The organism is Sulfodiicoccus acidiphilus (assembly GCF_003967175.1).
GTDB classification, from domain to species: Archaea; Thermoproteota; Thermoprotei_A; order Sulfolobales; family Sulfolobaceae; genus Sulfodiicoccus; species Sulfodiicoccus acidiphilus.
In genome coordinates this window covers 990,542-1,005,425 of record NZ_AP018553.1, presented here as the reverse complement: position 1 = coordinate 1,005,425, position 14,884 = coordinate 990,542, and the positions used below count along the sequence as shown (strand labels likewise).

Annotated in this window: 15 protein-coding genes and 1 tRNA gene; 6 read left to right on the top strand and 10 right to left on the bottom strand. The window is 47.7% G+C overall.

All coding sequences use genetic code 11. The features are described from left to right. Positions 1 to 11 precede the first annotated feature (11 nt). The 4 genes from cdvB1/B2 (at position 12) to HS1genome_RS05405 (ending at position 6,103) form a co-directional block, all read left to right on the top strand. Complete coding sequence (gene cdvB1/B2, locus HS1genome_RS05420; RefSeq protein WP_126449930.1) at positions 12 to 671, top strand: cell division protein CdvB1/B2; 660 nt, start codon at positions 12 to 14, stop codon at positions 669 to 671. 82 nt (positions 672 to 753) lie between these two features. After that, positions 754 to 3,093, top strand: a complete 2,340-nt coding sequence (ppsA, locus tag HS1genome_RS05415) for a pyruvate, water dikinase (protein WP_126449929.1) — start codon at positions 754 to 756, stop codon at positions 3,091 to 3,093. Between the two features lie 865 nt (positions 3,094 to 3,958). Then, positions 3,959 to 4,043: transfer RNA gene (locus HS1genome_RS05410), tRNA-Leu, on the top strand. A gap of 632 nt (positions 4,044 to 4,675) precedes the next feature. Further along, a complete protein-coding gene (locus tag HS1genome_RS05405) occupies positions 4,676 to 6,103 on the top strand; it encodes an APC family permease (protein ID WP_126449928.1) in 1,428 nt (475 codons plus the stop codon). Here the strand turns inward: HS1genome_RS05405 and HS1genome_RS05400 are convergent. Next, positions 6,079 to 6,588, bottom strand: coding sequence for a hypothetical protein (locus HS1genome_RS05400; protein WP_126449927.1), 510 nt, complete (start codon positions 6,586 to 6,588; stop codon positions 6,079 to 6,081). The genes HS1genome_RS05405 and HS1genome_RS05400 overlap by 25 nt on opposite strands. 818 nt (positions 6,589 to 7,406) lie before the next feature. Here HS1genome_RS05400 and HS1genome_RS05395 point away from each other — a divergent pair. Continuing rightward, entirely contained in the window at positions 7,407 to 7,688 is a 282-nt protein-coding gene (locus HS1genome_RS05395; RefSeq protein ID WP_126449926.1) for a hypothetical protein, read from the top strand. Here HS1genome_RS05395 and HS1genome_RS05390 read toward each other — a convergent pair. The 6 genes from HS1genome_RS05390 to HS1genome_RS05365 all read right to left on the bottom strand — a co-directional run bounded on the left by HS1genome_RS05390 (position 7,660) and on the right by HS1genome_RS05365 (position 11,576). Continuing rightward, positions 7,660 to 7,983 carry a hypothetical protein gene (locus tag HS1genome_RS05390; protein ID WP_126449925.1) on the bottom strand — a complete coding sequence of 108 codons (324 nt, stop codon included), beginning with the start codon at positions 7,981 to 7,983 and terminating at the stop codon, positions 7,660 to 7,662. The genes HS1genome_RS05395 and HS1genome_RS05390 overlap by 29 nt on opposite strands. A 78-nt stretch (positions 7,984 to 8,061) precedes the next feature. After that, complete coding sequence (gene albA / locus HS1genome_RS05385) at positions 8,062 to 8,358, bottom strand: DNA-binding protein Alba (protein ID WP_126449924.1); 297 nt, start codon at positions 8,356 to 8,358, stop codon at positions 8,062 to 8,064. A 92-nt stretch (positions 8,359 to 8,450) separates the two neighbouring features. Further along, positions 8,451 to 9,362 carry a transcription initiation factor IIB gene (locus HS1genome_RS05380; RefSeq protein WP_229768184.1) on the bottom strand — a complete coding sequence of 304 codons (912 nt, stop codon included), beginning with the start codon at positions 9,360 to 9,362 and terminating at the stop codon, positions 8,451 to 8,453. Further along, positions 9,355 to 9,606 carry an H/ACA ribonucleoprotein complex subunit GAR1/NAF1 gene (locus tag HS1genome_RS05375; protein WP_126449923.1) on the bottom strand — a complete coding sequence of 84 codons (252 nt, stop codon included), beginning with the start codon at positions 9,604 to 9,606 and terminating at the stop codon, positions 9,355 to 9,357. Before HS1genome_RS05375 ends, HS1genome_RS05380 begins: the two co-directional genes overlap by 8 nt. A gap of 151 nt (positions 9,607 to 9,757) precedes the next feature. Continuing rightward, a complete protein-coding gene (locus HS1genome_RS05370) occupies positions 9,758 to 10,813 on the bottom strand; it encodes a DUF373 family protein (RefSeq protein WP_126449922.1) in 1,056 nt (351 codons plus the stop codon). Next, positions 10,803 to 11,576 (bottom strand): DUF7121 family protein, encoded by a 774-nt coding sequence (locus HS1genome_RS05365; protein WP_478219190.1) that lies wholly within the window; start codon positions 11,574 to 11,576, stop codon positions 10,803 to 10,805. Before HS1genome_RS05365 ends, HS1genome_RS05370 begins: the two co-directional genes overlap by 11 nt. A 345-nt stretch (positions 11,577 to 11,921) precedes the next feature. On the opposite strand from HS1genome_RS05365, the gene HS1genome_RS05360 reads away from it, so the two are divergent. Next, positions 11,922 to 12,287, top strand: coding sequence for an RPC34 RNA polymerase subunit family protein (locus HS1genome_RS05360; protein WP_126449920.1), 366 nt, complete (start codon positions 11,922 to 11,924; stop codon positions 12,285 to 12,287). Here HS1genome_RS05360 and HS1genome_RS05355 read toward each other — a convergent pair. Genes HS1genome_RS05355 through HS1genome_RS05345 form a run of 3 tightly spaced genes read right to left on the bottom strand, consistent with a single transcriptional unit; the run spans position 12,278 to position 14,693 of the window. Continuing rightward, positions 12,278 to 13,399, bottom strand: coding sequence for a tRNA (guanine(10)-N(2))-dimethyltransferase (locus HS1genome_RS05355; RefSeq protein ID WP_126449919.1), 1,122 nt, complete (start codon positions 13,397 to 13,399; stop codon positions 12,278 to 12,280). The genes HS1genome_RS05360 and HS1genome_RS05355 overlap by 10 nt on opposite strands. Further along, on the bottom strand, positions 13,380 to 14,282 hold the full coding sequence (locus HS1genome_RS05350; RefSeq protein ID WP_126449918.1) for a helix-turn-helix domain-containing protein: 903 nt from the start codon (positions 14,280 to 14,282) through the stop codon (positions 13,380 to 13,382). Before HS1genome_RS05350 ends, HS1genome_RS05355 begins: the two co-directional genes overlap by 20 nt. A 9-nt stretch (positions 14,283 to 14,291) precedes the next feature. After that, positions 14,292 to 14,693: a DUF61 family protein gene (locus HS1genome_RS05345; protein WP_126449917.1), complete on the bottom strand. Its 402-nt coding sequence runs from the start codon at positions 14,691 to 14,693 to the stop codon at positions 14,292 to 14,294. Positions 14,694 to 14,884: the final 191 nt, after the last annotated feature.

Sequence of the window (14,884 nt, the reverse complement as noted above, 5' to 3'; positions counted from 1 at the left end):
GATCGAGCCCTATGGCTAATGGACTAGAGGAGTTCCAGAGGGGTTGGGTTGGAAAGAAGGAGCCCAGCATAGGAGAAAGAATGAAGAACGCTTTCAGATCGCAGGAACCCCTGAGGCATAGGCTTGTGATGGCGCAATACAAACTTAAAACGACACTGAATAGGTTGGACGTATACATAGCTAGGCTTCAAGAGAGGGACAGAACGTTATTCGAGAGAGTAGTGGACGCCGTATCTAGCAAGGACAACGCCAGAGCGTCGATGTACTCTAATGAGGTGGCAGAGCTCCGCAGGATATCCAAGCAACTCATCATAACCCAGATCGCGCTGGAACAGGTCAGTTTGAGACTGGAGACCGTGATCAGCGTAGGAGACGTCTTCACCAGCCTACAGCCAGTGGTGGCGATAGTGTCTGAACTGAAGGGTGCAATAAAGGCCATAATGCCAGAGATAGGCCTTGAGCTCACAGAGATCCAGGAGACGTTGGAGGAAGTGGTCACGGAGGCCGGGGAGTTTGCCGGAGGAGGCTACCAGTTTGCGCCAAGCTCAGCCGAGGCTAGGAAGATATTGGAGGAGGCTAGCGTGGTTGCAGAGAGCAGAATGAAAGAGAAGTTCCCAGACTTGCCTTCGTTTGTCACGGGAGGTCAAGAGACCTCCATCCAGCATAAGTGATCCTTTTCTATCGTGGACTACATACAATGGTCCGCATAAACTTTTTTAAAATTCAGTGCATTGTCCCGCTTGTGACACAACTGTGGTCTCTTCTTTAATAGGAAAGGAGGAGTACGTCGTTAAGATCCAAGATGTGAACAAGGACATGGTCGGACTTGTGGGAGGTAAAGCTGCTAACCTTGGGGAGCTCATCGCCATGGGGGCTAGAGTACCTCCAGGTTTCGTGGTGACCTCAAAGGCCTTTAATTATTTCCTCAGATCCAATGGAATCTTCGAGAAAGTAAACGAGATCCTTTCATCAAAGGACGATAGACAGGCCTCAGCCGACATAAAGGCCCTCATAATGAATTCATCGATCCCTAGAGACTTGGAGCAGGCCATAGCCAGCGCATATGAAGAGCTGACCTCCAAGGTATCAAGAGAAGTGTTGGTGGCTGTGAGGTCCTCAGCTACAGCAGAGGACTTAACTGGTGCGAGCTTCGCAGGACAGCAGGATACTTACTTGAATGTCAGGAGGGAGGAGTTGATGATGAGGGTGAAGATGGTGTGGGCCAGTCTGTTCAACGAGAGGGCGATTTCCTACAGAAGGAGTAAGGGTATAGGTAGTTCCTCAGTCTCCATGGGCGTCGTAGTTCAAATGATGGTTAATGCCAGGAGTGCCGGAGTCATGTTCACCCTCAATCCTGCCAATGGGGATAGGAACCACATAGTGATAGAGTCCAACTGGGGGTTAGGAGAGAGCGTCGCAGCCGGAAAAGTGACTCCTGACGAGGTGGTGATAGACAAGGACACCCTCACTGTGATAGAAGCGCGGACCTCCCACAAGGCGCTCAAGATAGTCTATGATGGGAAAGAGAACAAGGAGGTCCAACTCTCTCCAGAGGAGGCTGACTCCATGAGTGTCAAAGAGGAGGAAGCAATAGAGCTGGCCAAGATGGCAAAGGAAGTCGAAAAGCACTACGGAAGACCCATGGATCTGGAGTGGGCCATAGACGCCGATCTTCCTTTTCCAGAGAACATATTTATAGTTCAGGCTAGGCCTGAAACCTTCTGGTCCAAGAGAACTCAAGAGACGGATGTTCCTCAGAAGGAGGCAACGGCCAGGATATTGACGAAGGGATTACCTGCTAGTCCTGGAATCGGAGCAGGTAGAGCTAGGGTTATATTGGACGTCTCGGAGGCCAAGGACTTCCAGAAGGGAGATGTATTGGTAACTAGGATGACAGACCCAGACTGGGTGCCAGTGATGAGGCTCGCTTCTGCCCTAGTCACCGATGAAGGTGGAATGACTAGCCATGCTGCAATAGTATCGAGAGAGCTTGGAGTGCCAGCGGTAGTAGGGGTTAAGAACGGTACCAAAGTGATAAAGGATGGTCAACTCGTTACGGTCGATGGTTTTAGCGGAGTGGTCTACGAAGGCGACACGAACCTAGTGCCTAGGGTATTGAGTAGCGAAGTTCCAGCTTCAATGGGAGTCAGTAAGGAGGCCCTAACTAACCTCTATCCAATCACCGCCACTAAGATCTATATGAATCTGGGACAACCCGACATGATAAGTCGATATGTGGACTTACCATTCGATGGAATTGGGCTAATGAGAATAGAGTTCATTGTCTCAGAATGGATTAAGTACCATCCTCTCTACCTTATCAAGACAGGCCAGCAGTCCCTTTTCGTAGATAAATTGTCTCAGGGGATCGCAATGGTAGCCTCTGCGATAAGGCCTAGACCGGTAGTAGTGAGATTCTCGGACTTCAAGACCAATGAGTATAGAAGGCTAAGGGGAGGAGAGGAGTTTGAGGTAGAGGAGAGAAACCCTATGTTAGGATGGAGGGGGGTCTCGAGGTACATAAGTGCCCAATACGAAGAGGCGTTCAGGTTGGAACTAAGAGCAGTGCTGAAAGTCAGAGACGAGATGGGTCTTCAGAACGTTTGGGTGATGTATCCATTCGTACGGACGAGGTGGGAACTACAGAAAGCCATGGAGATCATGGAAGAGGAGGGTTTGAGGAGGACTCCAGACTTTAAGGTCTGGATAATGGCTGAGGTACCGTCAGTTGTCATGTTGGCTGAGGAGTTCGCTCAAATTGTCGACGGCTTCAGTATCGGAAGCAACGATTTGGCCCAGCTTACCTTGGGAGTTGACAGGGACTCGGAACTACTGGCCAACATGGGTTACTACGATGAGAGGGATGAGGCATTGAAGCGTGCTATAAAGAGGCTCATACGAGCAGCTCACAAACATGGTAAGACGGTCTCCATATGTGGACAGGCGCCAAGCGTTTACCCAGAATTGACAGAATTTCTAGTTAGAGAAGGAATAGATAGCGTCAGTGTGAACCCGGACACCGTGATCCAAACTCGAAGACTTGTAGCCTCAGTGGAACAGAAGATCGTTCTGGATAAGCTAAGAAGTCGTTGAATCAACTTACTTGCTCTGAAAACATTTCTTAATAAATTCTCAGTCTATGGATTTTATATCACCTCATCTATAGACTTTCTCGCGCCCCTATGGGGTTCTCGGGGCGTCCAATGATCGGCCCCCACATAGGACTCTAAGTCACTACTCATTAGCTAAGTGAACTCGACCTGGTAATAGGAAAGAACGAGCGTTGTGAGAGAACCCTTCAGGATTGGAAGAAATCTGGCTTCCTCCCCACCGTTGAGGGTTCCCCTCCAAGGGTTCGTGGTTCCCACCTTCTGTTCGGGGTTACGTCTATAGAGGGGGACTCGGGAGGGGGCCACCCTTAGAAGTGAACTCTCGTCGAACGGCCTCTAGTCCCTGTCGAAAGGGACGTAGGAGGGAGATGCCGATCGCCTCCACCTCAGTCGCGTTAAACCCTCGGTCGAGTTGGGGAAGGACGTCGTCAGCTCACACTAACCGATTTTCGGCAAACATGTTTTTAAGTTCTCTATAAGGATCCATCTCCCCTCTCGAGTGAAGCTTTCCGCCATCAATCCCCAACTTTGTAAAAAGTGAGCTCGTCTCCCAAATAGTGGAGTCCAAATACCCTTTCTTTGTAGTCCTGTTAAAGCTCTTCTTCCTCGACGTTGATGAAAGTTAAATAGGTCTGGGCAAATAGTCTCCTACGAAACTAGCGAGCTCCACCCGAGCTATACTGTGTCATCCACGGCGTCCATTATCTGTAGCGTAAAATTAGGCCTTTAAGCTACACACTTCGTGTAGGGAAGATACACCCTTTAGTGGGAGACTAAGTCGACTCTTCTGCAACCTCTTCCCATCAAACTGAAAACGTTTTAAACTGCCTTGGCTGTGGTGCAAATGAGCGGAGGTGCCCGAGCTAGGTCAAAGGGGGCGGACTGAGGCTCCGCTGGCGTAGGCCTGCGTGGGTTCGAGTCCCACCCTCCGCACTGGGAGCGTCCAGAGCTCCCATTAGGTTCTAGACGAGTTAATATAGTTATAGTTAGCAAGAAATTTCTTAGAAATCATGAAAAATAACTCGTCGTTTTGTTGCCTAAAAACGGAAATTCGAGCCTAAGAGTGTCTATGAGCAGTTCGCCTGGACCACAGGATCATTACTCCTTACTCTACGCCCTCCATTCCGAATTTAAGATAGCGTCCACACTTAACTGGGTAGCTCAGTAAACTCCCCCCTCCTCACGGGCGGGGCTTCGGGGTTTCCGGCGACCTTCACGGTGCACCTTCATCCCCTTCGGGGTGTTTACCTACCCTCGACCCGTACCTCTCGTTAAGGCACGGGCCACGTTTATGGACGCCATTGTATTCTCTGCCTTCCACGTGGGTAACATACCCACACCTATGGCAAGCTTAGCCATTCCTTAAGTTTTTATTGAGGTTTTCAGCATTTATATTTGACTCCTGCCCTTACGGACGGGGTCTCTAGCGAGGAAAGAGGAAGATAAAGCTTGAGGAATTAAGTTGTGATACAGTAATAATACATACATCATTAGATTTACTTAGTAATAGAGAAATTATTTAGGTTCCCTTGACTTTATAAGGGAAAAGGTCTTCAAGCTGCAATATGGCTAGCCTATTCATACGGAATTCGTCTGGGCTGGTAAAGAGATTTTCGATGTTTGACTTAATGGTACTCAATTTAGCTAACATGTCAGCTGGGAGCGCACTCTTCCTTGGAGTTACCCCTTATGTCGGTGGAGTTGCCGTACTCTGGATGGCTGCACTAGTAACGTTCCTGATATCCCTACCGTTAGGACTGGCTTACACCTTGATGTCGATGCAGTTACCGAGAACTGGAGGAGACTATGTGTGGATAAGCAGGAAGTTATCTCCTAAGCTCTCGGTTCCAGTTGCAGTAGCAATGACCTTTAACATGCCTACATACTTTGCCTTAACCTCGTATTTCTGGTCTTCAAGCTTCGAACAAATTCTACTAGTAATGTTCAAAATAGATGGTCTAGGGCAAATTCCTTCCTTAGGTGCAGTGGCCACCTATCTAGTGGCGGCGATCCCCTTCATGTTTCTCGTTGCTATTAACGTGAGGCGGCCTTCTGCTGTGTCTAGACTTAACACCTACCTTTCCATTATCGCGTGCTTCGCCGTAGCTTATGGCACCTTAGTGCTATACTTAAAAGGAGTGAGTCCCCTCTCACACTCTTTCGCCTCTACTTTTTCTCTCGTTCCTCGACTTAACGGTCAACCTGGGTTTTCAGGTACCTTAGAAGCGGTTCCACTACTATCGGCGTTCAGCTTCATATGGGTATTCGCTGGCCCAGCTGTAGCTGCCGAAGCCCGAGATAGAAAAGCATTAAAACTAAATGTCCTTCTCTCCCAACTATTAACGTTGGCGTTGATAGGAGTTCCCTTCTACTTAATGAAAGGTCCAGTTAGCTCCTCTCTGTTCTATACAGGCCTTTACAACTTCTGGACCTTGGCGATGTATGCAGCTGGACCCGGTGCTGGTTGGATTCTAGCCATCGGGTTGATCGCTTGGGAAATTCTGGAGCTCTCTATGGGGATTCTAGTGTTCTCGAGGTATATACTTGCTATGGCTTTGGATAGGCTACTGCCAGAGCTACTAGGCCAGATCAACTCTAGGGGCTCTCCCGTCCCAGCTCACCTTCTGGATCTCCTACTTACGCTATCGTTCTTGTCTGTTCCGCTCGTTTCATCAGTGGGAGTTCTTGCGCTCTATGATTTTCTCCCCCTGTCACTTGTCTACATGGGCTTGGTGGCTATAGCTGCGACTAAGTTCTCTGGAAAGGCGGTTAAATTTGCTGGGGCGTTATCTCTTCCCCTCTTGTCCTACTTAGGATGGGCCGTCATTATGTCTCCTTACTTAGGTCTACGGGGGAACCTCCTTTGGATTAACCTGGTTTACTTAGTCTCTCTGCTCGGCCTTGGTGTGTCGATCTATTTGCGGGCTAGAGTGAAATGTAAGAAAATCGGAGTACAATTGGACCGGATCTATAGAGAGGTCCCCCCTTCTTGAACCAAGGACTCATCGTTTCTCAAGTAGTAGTAGAGTATTGAAGCTGAAAGTAACCTCAACAAAGGCATCAAGGACCTAGTGGCTTCGAACAGTCTTCCTTGAAAGAACGAAATCAGAGGAAGGTCTTCCACCTTAATCAGGGGCACACCTGGAATTTTTCCTACTTTCACTTTGACTCTCCCCACGATCTTCCTGAACGCAAAAGCTGGAATCAATCGGGTGTCAAGCACCTCCACCTCCCCCTGAACATCCACCTCCCCCTCAACCCCCTCAACCAATCCCTCCCTCCAAATTATACCGTCTGCCCAAGCTATCGCGAGCGTTTTGTGAGTACATTCTTCTCCCACTTTAGAGAGCGGAGGGAAGACTACAGGTCCGTTCTCAGTCAACAGTGTTATAGGGGTGGAGAAGACCACCTCCCCTTCCCAAAGTCCTGAAGCCTCTCTAGGTCTACACACCTTCACTCCTCTGTCCAGATATGGCATTAACAGTCGATTCTGGAATAGAGCTATAAAGACTAGCTTGATATTGTGTTTATCAACCCCCTCCACGCTCCGAAAGGTTAAGGACTTTCCACCTTTCCGCGATTTCACTTAATTTGAAGATAGCGGGAAAGGTGTTTGGGTCTCCCGCTTAGGAAGATTTGGGCTTTAACTAACGGAGGTTGAGGGGACGGAAGTCCCCTTCCGTGGGGACGGACAGCCCCCTTATGTAAACCTCTTTACGGTTGTCAAAATACTATTTCTACGACCTCTACTGTGAGAGCTGGGTCGCACCCTCTGGGCTGGGGGAACTCACGCCAGTGGAGAGGAAACCCTCCGTGACCCCCCTTCCACGATTTTCACAGAAAGGTTCCACTGAACCTCCGCTACGGACGGGGATCGAGGTTCCTCCGGGAAGCAGGAAATCCCCACCGCGAGATGCCCCGTCCGCGAGGGCGGGGTAGTTCACGTAAATTAGTGAGTCAAAAGATCGCATTGACGAGGGCGGACGGCCTTTTATAAAGTATTGTTATCAAATGAAAAAGTGCTTGGAGCGATGTGATAGTAGGTTTTTATCCAAAAGGAATCAAGTGGGAGGTTGTGGACGAGTCTATACGACTTCTCTTCACGCGGCTCAACGAATGATCACATGCAACTTTTCGGTACCGTTAAGTTGAGCAGAGAGGCGTATTGATGGCGAAGAGGAACTTTAACTGTTCATATGCGTGGAACCGAAGTCTTAATCAATTCAGGTAGTGTGAGAAAAGGGATGAAAGAACTTGTAAGGGCTGAACCGTGATGACTCACCAGGTTGTTGAGATTTGAGGATGCTAAATAAGAGGGAGTTGGCGATCTACTTAGAGTTGAGAAGAAAATTTGGTTATCTCCCTTTCAATATAGGAGACGCACTCTCCCATATGCGTCCCTACTTCTCACCTAAGGTGGTCCTCTCGGTCTTAAGGTACTTGATAAAGAGCGGCCTAGTTTCCGAGATCGATAACTTCACATTCAAGTTGAACGACCTCGAGGACTATTTATTTATAGACGTGGTTTACCCTTATCTATTAAGGAAAGCTAGTCTTCGTCGTAGATCTCAACGATAACTCTCGCTTTTACTTCCTTGTTACCTAGGGGAGGTATCTTGTCGCCTAAATCAACCCCAACGACAACTTGGTTGCCTAAGGAGTCATTGAATTTGACTTCCCCTACATACTTGGCCTGCGGCCTCTGTTCGGCCAGTCTCATCATCTCTGTGTAGATTCTAGATATAGCCATCTGCAATGCAATTGGGCTCGAAAAGTCCTCAGCTCTGAGTTGTAAGTTGGCCAGATTACCAAGAACCTCTCCAACCCTAGCCTTTCCTTCGAATTCAACCCTTATCGTAGGTTGGCTAGCCATATACTAACACTTAGCTGTAGAGTGAGGATTCTCCCTATTTAAAACTGCTTCAAAAGAAAATCAGCGCTAAAAATTTCCTTAGGCCCTCTTCTTTATCGCTATCTCTATCGTTGAAACTCTAGACTGCTTCCCGTCTTGGCTCGTCACAACTTGGCTGCCTATCCTTATCTCCTTTACCTCTACTTTGTCGGGAAGGAATCTATTCCTGACTATCTCTACGGTGTCCACAGCCTTACTGACTGACCTTCCCCTAGCTTTTATCACTATTTCGCTCACACCCTGATTCAGCAGGGTCAGAGCAGCCAACACGTAGTTCATTACGGGCTTCTTTCCTACTAACACCACGTTACTTGGTGTCGGAGACGCGGTTGCCATACTTCTCACCTATAGCCATGTATCAACCATATGTTTGGTATTTAAAGCTTCTCATACCGTAAGGGGAAAAGGAGGAATTGGTTCTTAGCGTCTCATAACATGACAGTTATGTCGAAGTTGTTCACGATATCTCTGCACCTATTCCTTATCGTCACCTCCGTTATCTTCATTGCCTCCGCGATCTCTTTCTGGGTTTTCTTGACGTCGAGCAGCGCACTCACCACGTAAACTGAGGCCGCGCTCAGTCCCAGATGACCTCTTCCACTCGTTATGCCATTTTCGTAGGCCTTTTCCGCCAGTTCTGACGCTTTCGTGATAACGTGATCCGGCAATTTGAGCTCTGCCACAATCCGTGGAACGTATTCTGCCGGTTTCAGGTGAGGTTTGAAGGAATCACCCACTTTAGACATCTTACTTATCCTTTCCATGGCGTCCCAGAGTTGCCTCTTGTCCACGTTGGCTACGGCCAGTACCTCGGGTACAGTCTTGGGGATCCTGTTCACTCTACTTGCGTAGAGCAGGGCTCCAACTACCAGTACCTCTGGCTCTATTCTCTTGGCTAGACCTTCGCTGTAAAGTTTTCTCAATACCATAGCGCCAGTATCTCTCACATGTCGAGGTAGGTCTAATTTAGAAGCCTCTTGGTGGAGAGATGAGAGCAGGGTGACTAACTTCCTGTCTTTGGCAGAGACCCTGATTTTATGATTGAGGTTCTTTATCTTAGCGTCTCTTCTAGGGTTTCTACTCCTTCCCACTCCAGTGCTCATGCCCCAATCGTGACTCCCAGGGTCGTTGGGCCTACCTACACGTTCTCTGCCGTTCCTTTCCTCTTGGTTGAAGTTCCTCCACTCTGGACCTTGGTCAACTACACTCTGGTCTAGAACTAATCCACACTCTGAGCATTTGACTTCGCCACGCGCATAATCCATTATTGGCCTATGTGGGCCTCCAGTGATACAGCTCTGATAAGGATCCTTGAAGCCGTCGGAAGAGACTTCAGTCAACTTTCCTCTTGCCCTCCACCCTCACGTGGGTTTCTTCGTTCCACTTACCCGTAGTCTTCACCAGCGCATAAGGATTCTTGACATTCCCTATCACGTCAAGCACTCTTCCAACTGCGTTGCCGTACTTATCCCTCACCGTCTTTCCAATTATGTTAATTCTTTCGTAATCTAAAGAAGGGTCCAAGGAGACTACCCTGAGCCCTTCCTTATATACACTCACTGTACGGCCTAGATTGACCCTCACATCTAATACTCATGGTGAAACTACCATTTATAAATCTACTAAGATAATACCGAGGACATCGTATTATCAAAGAAAATGCCTTACTTGAGGCGATATTACACGGGGGCATCTATTTAAGCTATTTCGCTTCCACTTCTAGAGTTATGGGTTTTCAGGACCTCTTTTCAGTCAGAAACCTCCTTTCGAAGAGGAGTAACCCAACGTAGAGGGATATGAGCCCTAAGCTAGATGCTACTAGACCGTATATTAGTTGTTGCGATATGACATACTGCCCCAACGATATCGCCTTCAGTATTCCGTTTGAGAGATAGTAGAGCACTATAACTACTAGAACCCCCATTACATCGTGCCACAGTCTCACATCTCTACCTAGCACTTTCGAGATCAGTTTACCGAAGAAGAGGAGAAGGAGTCCAAACACCCCATAGGGAAGAACGTCGTCTAAGGCGGCTGCGTAGGCTTGAGGCGTCTTGGGCAAGGCCTCGCTTACTAACACGACGTTAACTAACATCAAGACAAAGGAAATGGCGGCTAACACCCCGGCCACCGTCATAACGGCTGAGTTCTCCCACCAGTTCTCTACCACCTCGTCCAACTTTAGGCCTCTAATCACCATCGCTCCTCCCACTATCAGCGCTACTGTTATTGCTACATACTTCAATAGACCAAGTAGACTCATTATAGCGACCGTTACCAGTAAAATTCCTGGTACTCCTACGAACACCCTAGAGTAGTGAGGGTCATCCACTAGCTTTCTGAGGTATTTTCCCAGCACTGCATAGGTTTCCTCAACTCCCCTGTGTTGCTCCACCACCACTTTTTCAACACCAGCAATCTTCACCTTGGACTGAACTATTGGGAGGGCCTTCTCGTCCTCTGGGCTATCGTAGACGACTACAGCCTCGTCTGGCCTAACCTTGTTAAGTACGTCGTCTAGTTTCTTGGAGAAGGCCCTTTGTGCTCTAACCCCACCTGCTCTGGAACCAGCAAGAAAAGTTATCTCCGCATCCTCTCCGTCATCCACTAAACCTCGATACACATTGTATGCTACTACCATACTGTTGAAGTCTGAGTCTGTAGCCATGTATTTGGAGGCTATCTCCATTGCCTTCTGAACTTCCTCAGCTCCTATAACTGGGGTTTGAACTCCTGCTACACCTAAGTCATCATCAATATCTATATATATTACTAGGACTCTATTCCCCATCAGACCCCTGAGCCCCGTCGTAAAGTATCCGGAACTCGTGGAACGAGAGCCTGTTGGTCTTCTTCATCTTCTCCTTCACTTCCTCTTTCTTCTTCTCCATGATCCTCTGTTCCTCCTGCCTCGACCACGTCTGACTACCTCTCCTAGACATTTCTATGGCACTCCCTAATTCCTTTTGTTTCTCACTTACGTCGTTCCCCAGTTTGTCTATCATGGCACTCAGTTCCTCTATCCTTTTCTTGAGCTCAATTATCTGATTGACAATGGCATCCCTCTCTGCCTTCTTCTTCTCCAGTAACTCTCTCTGTATCTTCAGTTCGCCTACTATTTCAGTCATCTTGGATCTCACCGTGCTTAGTTCAACTTTCTTAGCTAAGAGCTGAGCCCTACCCTCCTTATACTTCTCCTTCAGTTTGGCGTACTTCTTCAGTTCGTTTTCCTTCTTTCTCAATTCCTCTATTCTCTTGACTAGCCTCTTTTCTTCCTCTATGTCGAGCGAGTTAGTTTGTACTTGCCACTCAAGCTCCCTTATTCTCCTCTGTATGGCAGCCAAATTTGAGACGCCTTCGGTCTTAGCCTTGTCGTCCACCTTAAGAGCCTCCCTCATTTGATTGAGTTCATTCAATAGCTCCTCTTTCTTTGCTTTAAGCGATTGAAGTTCGTCCAGTTTGCCCTTCATGTTCTCCCTTATTTTATCTATAGTTTCCCTCAAAGATCTTAGGGTCTCCAGCTTTTGGGCCTTCTCTGCTCTTAGCTTCTTTATTTGTTCTATGGCGGAGTTTCTCTCCCCTTTAATCTTATTATCTCGTCCTTTAACTCCGTTATCTTCTTGTAGAGCTGTTCTCCTTCAACGCTCTCTCCCATCAAAATCGAGACCATATCTACTATCCTTGTAAAAAACATTTTGCGTCCTGTTCACAGAGGTAGAAGTGTGGGTTTAATGGCCTCTATGTGATATTACCCTGTATATATCCCCTGATCCAAGTAGACTCTCGATCTGGCGATCTGTTGTCTTACTAGGAACTAGCGAGTTAGCCTATGACATATAGAGGCTATGAAAAGTAAATAAGAGGGTGCAGCGATATAGATCTTTAGCATAGGTGGTTTTATGGAAATAAGCCCAGTCCAATTGGAGGAGTTAGTTCACGAGAAAATAAAGGAAGCTGGTGATGAAGGTATAGCGCAAACCGAACTCGCTACAGCCCTCGGTGTATCGAATAAGGAACTTAGCTCGGCCCTCAAGAAATTGATTTTGAAGCGTCTTGTGCTTAAGAGATCGATGAAGGTGGATGGTAAGAACGTCGTGAAGCTTTTCGCCGTTGCTAGAGATTACTCAAGGATTGTGGTGAATGTTAAGAGCATGCATGACGTCCCCTGTTTCACTTGCAACATCCTTAGTAAGTGTGGCAACGGAAGCCAAATAGGCCCTCATAACTGTCCCAAACTTGCCTCTTGGCTGATCTCTCAGCTTTGAACTTTAACGCAATTCACAATTTCGTCGTAGTTTGCATCCGTCTTGAAGCCCCTGTAGTCGAAGTGAGTTTCAGTCACATGTCTACCTATTTCCCTTAGACATTGGAACAACTTTGTTCGACTAGGCATCGGAACCTTAAGCATTGATGCTAGTTTGTCCAATCTCCAGTACGGAAAGTTAATCTCCATCCTAAGCTTGCTTACTATTTCCAGGGCTTTCTTTGAATATTCAGGACCGGAAAGGACTTCCTGCTGTACGTTCTCCAAGAGGGTTTGATCCTCGATCCTGTCCAGCCAAAGAGGTCCAGCTAGCTTCGTCCTTCCTCCACATTTTGGGCAATTACTAACAGCGATTTTCGATGTCGACATGTAAAGGCAGTTAGGGCATTCGTAAACGAAACCCATCGAACGTAAGGACTGATCTGCCTTAGAGGCCCCCTCTAGGACCCTAACAAACACTCTGATGTAGTGATCAGCGTAGAAGGAGAGCATGGGCTCTATGTACCTTTCTGCTACAGCAGCCGCTCTAACCAAGGAACCCAAGAGTACCCTCACTCCGATCTCCTTGGAGGAGGATAGTCCGTCGTTAACAGAACCATACTTCCTTAAACAGGCCCGAGGAGCAGCTCCCTCTAAGGCCGTAAGGTCCGTCGCGGTAACAGCCAAGATCCCCTTCCTTATAATTGCCGCCGTTCCATCTAGTAGGAAAGGAGCTGGAGTGCCGAAGGGATCTATATCGATCCAATCGTATCTTGCGTTGAACATAGCAGCTCTGGCGTCTAAGTTCAAGAATCTTCCTTTCACACCGTTCAACTCCGCGTTCTTCCTCGCCAGTTCCAGAGCTATAGGGTCTATATCATTGAAGTTTACCTCTTCTGCCTTCCCCTCCAATGAATATCTAATTGCCCTGACTCCTGAAGCCGTGAATGCGTCTAGGGCTCTTCTCACTCTATTCAATTTGACCATTATCACACTTAGGTCTCTATTCAACCTCATTCTTGGGTTGTAGAAGACAGGGGCCCAACTCGGGTCGAACTTTCCATCCTTTGTATAGCTCGCGGGATCTGGGACTAGTAGATTTGCCTCCCCTTCCCTAACCTCCACTAGGTTCATTCAATATCTCTTTCAGCCTGTCGACCTCCTCCTCTAATAAGACTTCCACGTCCTCTCCATCTACGTCCTTGGTGAACCTATGAGTCCTTGTTATCAGAACCAACTTAGAGCCGAGTCCTCCCCTCATCTTGGTAACTTCTTTCAGTTTGGCACTCTTTTGCTCCACGTTCTTTGACTCTATGGTTACGATGAACCTGGCCTCTCCCTTGGCAGCCACTACGTCCGCCGCCGTCATTTGGAGTTCAGCTGCACTGTACCCACTGTCTCTGGCTATCTTGAGAATCTTCGACTTCAGTAAGTTTGACGGAAAGTCTCCCGCTGGTTCTATCTTGTAGTCCGATAGAAGATCTCCTATTACCTCTTCTCCGAGAAGTCCCACTAACTTCTCTGCTATTTGGATTGAGACTGCGGAGAGTCCTCTCTCGTATTCATACACTGCCTTCCTAGATACACCCAAGTACTTTGCCAAGTCCCCTATACTGTAGCCCAATCTCTCCCTCTCTTCTCTGATGCGTTCCGAATTAACTTTCACAAATATACCTCCCTTTGTCTTGAATACTGGAATCTTGTCATCCTCCAATATTCTTTCCAAACCCTCCTTCGACACACCTACCAGTCCCTCTCTTATTACGGCCATTTCGTCTTCAGCTTCCTCTGTCAGGAGTAGAGGAGTAGCTCCCATAACCGATGAAAAGTTCTTGAGGTCTGCGACCTCCTGCTTTCCCACCCTGTCTTGGGCTAGCTTTATCAAAAGGAGTCTGCTCCCTTTTCTCGCCATTATGTCTATGGATCTCCTTCTCCCCTCCTCAGGGTAATTGAGGAGGAAGCCAGAACTCCCCTTTCTCTCTATGGTCCTAAGAACCTCAGTAGGGTCCAGAACCATTTAGGGTCACTACTCATCTAGTTGAATATCGTCTATTCCCAAGCCTATAAATATTAAGGAGTTGAATTCTTTCAGCAACTTCTCCACCTCTATTCCACTTAGCCTCTCTGCTCCCTCCTTTCTGTTTAGTAGAATATTTATGGCCTCAACACTCCACCTGTCCCCTCCTAGCTTATAGGCCCCCAAGGAGTTAGTCTTAACTATCACGAAAGGTAGCTTAACTAGACCCCAAAGGTATTTAGGTACCCTGTTAGCCAAGCTCTCTATTTCCTCGTTGCGTAACTGGTGTGTGGAGCCGTCTCTGAGTCTCAAAGTCCTCCTTCCTTCTACTGCCTCCCTCAAAGTGAAGGACTCCGCAGGCATGGATTCCGCTATTGCACCCAGGCTCAACTTAAGGATATCCTCAAACACGGTTAGAAGATCGTCCTCTCGCTATTTTCAAGCTTTCTTAAAGGAGGTTATGGAAACCGACTTCCTCCCCATCTGGAGGTGTTCCTCTCAGGAGGTTTAATCTTTCCCGTCGTTGCTTTGGGTTTTTACGTCTCAATCAAGCAATTGGTCGTTCAGATACACCTCACTTGAAGGAAGTCGACGATCCCGAG

What these genes read in the sequence shown, in the direction of transcription:
- HS1genome_RS05405 (WP_126449928.1), top strand. Translation starts at nt 4,676, where the DNA reads ATGGCTAGCCTATTCATACGGAATTCGTCTGGGCTGGTAAAGAGATTT.
- HS1genome_RS05400 (WP_126449927.1), bottom strand. Translation starts at nt 6,588, where the DNA reads ATGCCATATCTGGACAGAGGAGTGAAGGTGTGTAGACCTAGAGAGGCT.
- HS1genome_RS05360 (WP_126449920.1), top strand. Translation starts at nt 11,922, where the DNA reads ATGGAAATAAGCCCAGTCCAATTGGAGGAGTTAGTTCACGAGAAAATA.
- HS1genome_RS05355 (WP_126449919.1), bottom strand. Translation starts at nt 13,399, where the DNA reads ATGAACCTAGTGGAGGTTAGGGAAGGGGAGGCAAATCTACTAGTCCCA.
- HS1genome_RS05370 (WP_126449922.1), bottom strand. Translation starts at nt 10,813, where the DNA reads ATGGGGAATAGAGTCCTAGTAATATATATAGATATTGATGATGACTTA.
- HS1genome_RS05390 (WP_126449925.1), bottom strand. Translation starts at nt 7,983, where the DNA reads ATGGCTAGCCAACCTACGATAAGGGTTGAATTCGAAGGAAAGGCTAGG.
- cdvB1/B2 (WP_126449930.1), top strand. Translation starts at nt 12, where the DNA reads ATGGCTAATGGACTAGAGGAGTTCCAGAGGGGTTGGGTTGGAAAGAAG.
- albA (WP_126449924.1), bottom strand. Translation starts at nt 8,358, where the DNA reads ATGGCAACCGCGTCTCCGACACCAAGTAACGTGGTGTTAGTAGGAAAG.
- HS1genome_RS05350 (WP_126449918.1), bottom strand. Translation starts at nt 14,282, where the DNA reads ATGGTTCTGGACCCTACTGAGGTTCTTAGGACCATAGAGAGAAAGGGG.